The following is a 7839-nucleotide window of genomic DNA, read 5'->3' on the forward strand; positions in this document are numbered from 1 at the left end:
AACTTCGCCCGAAGGAAGACACCAACTGGCATGCCACATTGCTTTATGTCCAGCAGCACAACGGCTACGAAAAATCTGTTCCGGAATAGTGTTACCAGTTACTAATCCAGTCATCCAATCACAATGTTCTACCCAAGCATAAGCAGCATCCTTTATAGCGACGTTTGTGTTGATAATATGTAAAACCTTTGACCATACCCATTCTGATGAATAAGTACCACCTTCATAAAGTAAATAATCAAGGTTACGTTTATTGATCAGTGCATTGATTTGCTCAGCTTCTCGAACAGCTGTATGATCTTTCCAAAGAATAAACATAGCATCCGGTTCTTCTGCAAACTCGGGACATAAAGCTAATGGCATTCCTGCCTTATCGGTTAAAGCAGGAGTACTACCAGTTGTGTCAAAACATAATCCACAAATAGAAGCAATCTCTTCTTCCTTCAAATCAGATAAAGCTATATGTACAGCCTCTGTCATGGATTCAATATAATCTAATGGATGTTGGCGATAGCGATTGTTGTGTGCATCACAGTAAAGTCCTGCTTTCCAACGAGGGTAAAAACTTATTCCCGTAGCAATTTCATGACCATTGTATGCGTCCACTACCAGTGCACGGCAAGAATCCGTACCAAAATCAAGACCGATAACGTATTTTTTATTTAATTTCATAGTCTGAATTCTTATTTGATTGCTAATTCCTGTTTTCTTGCAATGAAGAAACCGTAATAGGCAATTATTGCAAAAGCAACGGCCGGTACAATATATGCAGCCATAATACTACCCGTCTGGTCGGAAACAATTCCCTGGATTTGAGTCAGGACAGCGGCACCTGCAATAGCCATTACCATGAATGAACCACCGATTTTAGTGTCATTACCCAAACCGGTAAGACCAAAACCGTAAATGGTCGGGAACATCAATGACATACAGCCAGAAATACCCATAAGGCAATAGACTCCGAAACTTCCCTTGCCGAACATGGCACCCAAACAACACATTACGGCAAGAATAGCAAGTCCTATCAAAAGCGTATAGGCTTTCACATACTTCATCATCGCGGTACATACAAATCTCATGGCTACAAAAAGAATGAGCGACATGATATAGTAAGTGGCCGCAGCTTGTTCTGCCGTACGTGGCAATAAGTTGTCCAGTCCGAGCCATTCACATCCGTTATAGAATGCAGCGGCCATCGGTTCCACACCGCGCAATGCGTTGACAACGACCTCTACAGAAGCTGAGTCGCCTAAAGAAGCCAACACGTTGTCAAAATTGAGCTGTTGCATGGCATAACGAATGACGAAAGACCATACTGCGATTTGAGCACCTACGTAAAAGAATTGTGCAATTACCCCCCACACATAATTTTTATTTTTTGCGAGTCGACGAATCGTAGCACCAAATTCGACTTTCTCGCCACTTTCACGAAGATTGGGCATTTTGGTCAAGCGGATGGCAAGCAGAAGCACCAACATAACCAGACCAAGTACCACATAAGCCGTAGTGACAGCACTCAGTTCTTGTCCCTGGATGGCGGTCAACTCCTCAGCCGGAAGGTAGGCACGCTCTGCCACCGTCATTCCATTCAGTTGTGAGAGGATGAAAATCTGACTGATTACTACTCCCGTAATTGCCCCGAACGGGTTAAAAGCCTGCGACAGATTCAAACGGCGTGTCGCGGTACTTTCAGGACCGATTGCCAATACATAAGAATTAGTAGACGTCTCTAGAACTGAAAGTCCGGCAAAGAGAACAAAGATTGCCAGCAGATACATAAAGAAGCTGAAATCAACATTCACTTCCGAGCTAAGCATGGCAGGATAGAACAGTAAAGCCCCAAATGCATATAGACCAAGCCCCAGCATCACGCCTGATTTATAAGTGTATTTCTTGATAAACAAGGCACCGGGAACAGCACAACATCCGTATCCCAACAAATAGCACACTACCTGTATCCAAGCTGTTTTTGAATCACTCATACTCATGATGCGCTTGAAAGCTGCAAGCATAGTATCTGTCAGATTATTCGGCACAGCCCAGGCAAAGAAAAGAGTAGTGAGCAGAATGAATGGGAAGAGGATTCCTTTCGGTATTATTTTATTTGATTCCATACGAATTCTCCATTATATAGTTACCCTATTGAAACTTTGTTTTTATTACATTCAAATCTGCTCCAAATAAATCTTGCACGATAGGGGCCAATTGTTTATCCTTACCTTGTATATGAATCACCTTTTGCGTATGAACCAATGATGCACCGGGAGCCAGCTCCGCACCAGGAGAAGATGTTTCAATTTCATAGAAAGGTCCCATTATAGAACCATCTTCTACCAGACCGTCATTATAAGAGTTGATTACATCCCCGGCAAACGGATTTTCCTGAGGTCCCCATTGACCATTTACGTAGACTGAAGGAGTTTCGGGAAGACTACACCACAGGATTGTGAGTACGCCTTTCAATGAATCATAACTTCCGCAAATATCCGTTGCCCGTGAAGCCGGCAATCCCAGTTTGGAACGATAGAGCCCGTCAATCTTGAAATAGATAATACCATTTTCCTTTATCAGCCTATCCGTCGGTATCTTACCGAAATATTCATCATTCACGATTGTTCCTTCCGCATCTTGCTTATAAGGAATGAATACAGTAGTGGTCGGTGTAGGATTAAAACAACCGAGCATCCATACAGATACAAGACCACCCTCTTTTGTCCATGCCTTGTCACCTGTATTGGTAATCTTATTCTCACTCTTGTAAGCTACAATTTTTATATCATTTGTTAGCTGGATATTAAAATCGGCAGCCACTTCACCGGCATCCATCAACGATACAGTACGGTCAATATTCATATCAAAAGTAGTACCGGAAGCATTTGTCAAACGAGTATCTTTCACAAAACGGATACTACTGTTGTCTTGCGACTTTATGTCAAAAGCTTCAGTATCAAGTACCGGAGGAACTATCCAATTATCATAAACCTGCTCTTGTCCTTCCTTAAAATAAAGTGAGAACGGACCACCTTCCGGACCAAGCCAGAAGCGTTCCTCACCTCCTACCGGATTAAATTGAGAACTGACTTTGCCCTCATTTATGAAACGATAATTAATCCAGCCGTAACTGTCACCTTCATCGCCGGAAGCAGAAGTAGTCATTACACGGCCTTGCCATGCAGGAATAACCATCACTTTAGAATTCCCATCAGCAGATACCAATTCAGTATATTCAATGCCGTGGTCCTTTAAGAACTGGGCATCATAAGCATAACTTCCCATCTTGATTTCTTTTTGTCCGCCGCATGATACAAGTATTGCAGTTGCACCTACCAGCAGAGTGTTTTTCAGTTTGGTTGATTTCAACATAACGCCTGTTTCCTTTATTTATAGAGAGGTCCATAATTCTTGCAAGCTCTATAGTCACTGCCTTCCATATCCTCGCCAAAAGCGGTCCAAGCACTGGGACGGAAAATATCTTCCTCAGAAACATTGTGCATGCATACCGGGATACGAAGCATGGAAGCCAGAGTAATCAAGTCAGCACCGATATGACCATAACTGATAGCGCCATGATTAGCCCCCCAGTTATTCATAACAGTATATACATCACGGAAATATCCCTTACCTGTCAGACGTGGAGCGAAGAAAGTGGAAGGCCATGTACGGTCAGTACGTTCATTGATAACCTTGAAGACATCCTTATCCAAATTTACTGTCCATCCTTCGGCTATCTGCAATACTGGACCTTGACCTTTTACGAGATTCAAACGGCACATTGTTACCGGCATTTCACCACGAGTCAGGAACTGGGAAGAATAACCACCGCCACGCATATATTCGCGACTGGCCGGATGCCACTTGGTTGCAGAAAGACAAGCTTCTACTTCCTCTTCCGTAATTTCCCAGAAAGGCTTCATTACCGGTTTATTGTCACGTGTCTGACAGCCTGTTCCATCAAGCGTACAAGAGCCGGAGTTGATCAGGTGAATGAAACCGTTTGCCGCCTTACCTTCCAATTTCTTACCCGTTACCCGTTCTATGGCATTCGGACTCCAATAAGTACGCACATCCGCAAATATCTGTGCCGTATTGGTCAATAAATGATTGAAGAGCATTGAAATACAATTCAACGTATCATTTTCCGTAGCAAAAGTAAATGCTTCACGGATACCGTTCCAATCAAAAGAAGTATTCAGAATAGCTTCTGAAAAATCACCGTCAGGCTTATAATCCGTCCACTGGCGCTGTCCCTGGAAACCTGCAGCAATCGCATTGTGTCCCATTGATTCTTCCTTGAAGCCCATTTCTGCCAATTTGGGATTACCAATCATCATATCACGGAAAATGAGGGTCATTTTCACCACATATTCCCAACGGGCATCTTTCTCTTCACGGGAATATACCAGATGTTCCGGATTAAAGTCTGTCCCTTCATTACTCTTGCAATACTTTTCTGTCCATGCCATAGCACGTGCAAACTCTTCATGGTCATAAATACCCAACTGAACACGACGTTCTATTTCACTGGCATCCACATACTCATTACGCATGCCCAAATACTCCTGGAAGAAATCAGGATTTGGAATAGAACCTGCAATACCCATGGATACGCTGCCGATTGAAAGATAGGATTTCCCCTTCATTGTAGCCACTGCTATACCTGCACGTGCAAAGCGCAACAATTTTTCCTGTACATCTTCGGGAATTTCCATATTGGTGACTTCTTGTACATCACGTCCATAAATACCAAAGGTGGGCAATCCCTTCTGTGTATGACTTGCCAATGCTGAAGCCAGATAAACCGCACCCGGACGTTCTGTACCATTAAAGCCCCAAATGGCTTTCGGCATTTCTCCTTCCATATCAATAGTCTCGAATCCATAACACCAACAAGGAGTTACAGAGAGTATGATACCTACTCCACTATTGCGGAATTTTTCAGCTGCCATAGCTGCTTCAGCCACTCCACCAATAGTTGTATCTGCAATAACGCACTCTACGGAAGTGCCGTCGCTATGACGTAAAACAGAAGAATAAAGTTCGGCCACTTTATGAGCCATAGCCATTGTCATATCTTCCAATGACTCACGAATACCTCCACGACGACCATCAATAATAGGTCTGATACCAATTTTAGGCTTTCCACCAATTAATTTTGAATTTCTCATGGTTCAACTGATTTTATTTGAATTATATAATAAATTAACTAAAACGATTAAGCTAATATTTTAAAAAATAGCTCGCTTAAGGAGCTATCTCAATAAATTCTCCCTCAGCAAGCACAGATTGCACTGTATTGCCGTTTGCAATGATATCTATCAGTATTTCCAGTGCTTTCTGTACTAAAACATCTATAGGCTGTTGAATATAGGATATAGGAGCACCAAAAAAGTCAAATACCGGATTACCATCAAAACCCACTAAACCTATTTTACCAATAATTTCTTCTCCCATGTCTTTTATTGTATACAAACAAGCCAATGAAATCATGTTGGTGGCAAAAAGAAAAGCGTCTACACCGCCATCAATCATTTTAGGCAACAAACGGTCTGCGGACTTTCTGGGAGCATCCTGCTTCAAAAAGGCCACGTTAGCCAAGTTTTTCTTACCGGCTTCATCCATAGCCTTTTTATAACCACGGATACGCTCTTTCATATGGATAAGGTTGACATCATAAGCCACCATACAAGGAGCATTATAGCCTGCATCCAAAAGATGTTTGGTTGATATATAGGAAGCACTGAAATTATTCAATGCTACATAACTTACATTAAGTTCAGGAAAATAGCGGTCAAATAGAACGATAGGAATATTATTGTTCACCAATGAAGCAATAGACTTTTCGGAATTATCACAAGGAACAATGATGAGTCCATCTACACCTTTATTAATAAGATTACTGACAACACGATTCATCTTATCCTTATCCTCATCTGAACTCCCAAAAAGTACAGTATATCCTCGTTTGGTTGCTTCATCTTCCAATACACGTGCTAATTGAGAAAAAAATGGGTTGGAAATATCAGAAACCACTAATCCGATTGTCTTTGTTTTGCCACTACGAAGACTTTTAGCCGCAAGATTAGGCTGGTAGTTCATTTCATTGGCTATTTTTAATATGCGTTGGGCAGTCTCTTCTCCCACGCGATACTCTTTCTTCTTCCCATTCAAAACGAACGAAACCAATGCTGTTGAAACGCCTGCAGCTTCAGCAATATCTTTCAGCGATATTTTTTTTAGTGACGACATATATTTTGTGTAACGTTTTTGCTATATAATAGTATTATACTTTTAGGTTACCTCTTGAATCAGTAGCACTTATCGTATTCTCACGATGCAAATATAAACATAAAAATTAAATCTGCAAATTATTTTGCTAATTCGTTATAACATTTTTATATTTGCAGTACCAAATCATGCTAAAAACGATATGAACTACCATAAACGACACATAAAAATTAATTTTAAACTTTTAAAATCATGAAAACCAAGATTCTATTTACACTTTTATTCTTTGCATGCAGAATACACTACCTTTATGGACAGACTAACCTACAAATAGCTCCGGAAACTTTAGCAACTCCGGAAAAAAATGGAATATGGTTACAACCTGCTCAAAATACAAAAGCACAACCCATTTGGGGATTTGCAAATGGTATCCGAATAGGAATTGCTCCATTAGGAGGTCCACGTGGGCTAATTCGTATCTATACACTTTATTTAGAACTTGATGAATTTGTTGTTACCAATTTCATTGCTTTTGAACCAATTGATAAAGCAAAAAATAATAGGGGGCTCTCAGAATTGGAATGGAGTCAACTTGATAATGTTCGTGGAAAACGTTTTTGGAGTGGGAATACTCCTGAAGCTCCCTCATTCCCAAATCAATATTATCCAGCTCACGGAGTAATAGCAAAGGAAAATGGAGTTGAAACACTTACTGTGTATTTCTTTTGTGAAACTTTTGATAATGGTGCGGATATCTATGTCCGGACTAAATTCACAGAAGGAAAGCCTTATGAGTTTGAATTAACTACGTATACCACGGAAAAGTCAGATGAGCTAAATCGTTTTATACTCACAGCTACTATGGGAAACAAAGCAAGACTTAGGACATTACATCTCGCAGATGGTAAAACGAAAGAAGCCGGCCAATTATGGCCGAGCTATAAAGATTCTAATTTCACAGAACATAACCATACTCCAGTGGCAGAAATGATAAAAGATAAAAATGGAGGTGTATGGTTTATAGCGTCACCTGATGAGAAAGACCCTACAAAAGCTGTATATGCTGAAGATACACATACACATTGGAAATATACTGGTAAAAAAGCAACGCAATATTGGTATTGTTCCAATCCAAGTAATGAGTTAGAAGGAGTTGTGAACGGTCGTTATACTTATTGGGCAAGTAAATCTCCGATACCTGGTGGTATCGCTTATGAGAACTTTGAACTGACTGAACCATTTCAGTCTGGTCAAAGCTATATTTTTGGTATCACACCTCTTTCACCGGAAGAATTAATAAACCACATTATGAAATAAGAACGGACTACTTTTTGGTAGAAATTCCTTTCTTCCTTATTTATCCCCTCCTTTCTTCTTAATTTATAGAACAGAAACAAGATAAAGGGTGGATAAAAATGATAAAAGGCTAAATTACAAAACTAACTAAATAGCTTATTACTCTAATGAGAGCAGCAGAAAATAGATACTCTATTTCTACTGTTCTCATTTTTATATATACAACTTTTCATAGTATAAAATTTCAAAAGACTCTTTCAAAGTTAACTTAAGATATATTTCTTAACTAATTGTTGGTGTCTTCCTTCGGGCAAAGTC

Annotated in this window: 5 protein-coding genes and 1 pseudogene; 1 reads left to right on the plus strand and 5 read right to left on the minus strand. The window is 40.3% G+C overall.

Going from position 1 to position 7839, the window contains the following annotated elements:
* From M1B78_RS17895 to M1B78_RS17915, 5 genes and pseudogenes are all read right to left on the minus strand, one after another.
* Window positions 1-672, minus strand: a pseudogene (locus tag M1B78_RS17895) (ribulokinase); the annotation flags it as partial.
* Window positions 673-683: 11 nt separating this feature from the next.
* Window positions 684-2114 (minus strand): L-fucose:H+ symporter permease, encoded by a 1431-nt coding sequence (gene fucP, locus M1B78_RS17900; protein ID WP_257941431.1) that lies wholly within the window; start codon window positions 2112-2114, stop codon window positions 684-686.
* A gap of 25 nt (window positions 2115-2139) precedes the next feature.
* The gene (locus M1B78_RS17905) at window positions 2140-3363 is read right to left on the minus strand and encodes a DUF6786 family protein (protein WP_257941432.1); all 1224 of its coding nucleotides are present in this window, start codon (window positions 3361-3363) and stop codon (window positions 2140-2142) included.
* Between the two features lie 14 nt (window positions 3364-3377).
* Window positions 3378-5165 (minus strand): L-fucose isomerase, encoded by a 1788-nt coding sequence (locus M1B78_RS17910; protein ID WP_257941433.1) that lies wholly within the window; start codon window positions 5163-5165, stop codon window positions 3378-3380.
* A 76-nt stretch (window positions 5166-5241) separates the two neighbouring features.
* Window positions 5242-6246 (minus strand): LacI family DNA-binding transcriptional regulator, encoded by a 1005-nt coding sequence (locus M1B78_RS17915; protein ID WP_257941434.1) that lies wholly within the window; start codon window positions 6244-6246, stop codon window positions 5242-5244.
* A gap of 231 nt (window positions 6247-6477) precedes the next feature.
* Between M1B78_RS17915 and M1B78_RS17920 the strand changes: the two genes are divergently transcribed.
* Window positions 6478-7542 (plus strand): hypothetical protein, encoded by a 1065-nt coding sequence (locus M1B78_RS17920; protein WP_257941435.1) that lies wholly within the window; start codon window positions 6478-6480, stop codon window positions 7540-7542.
* Window positions 7543-7839 lie beyond the last annotated feature (297 nt).

Origin of the sequence: Bacteroides muris (ex Fokt et al. 2023) (assembly GCF_024704895.1) — a bacterium.
Classification (GTDB): Bacteria; Bacteroidota; Bacteroidia; order Bacteroidales; family Bacteroidaceae; genus Bacteroides; species Bacteroides muris.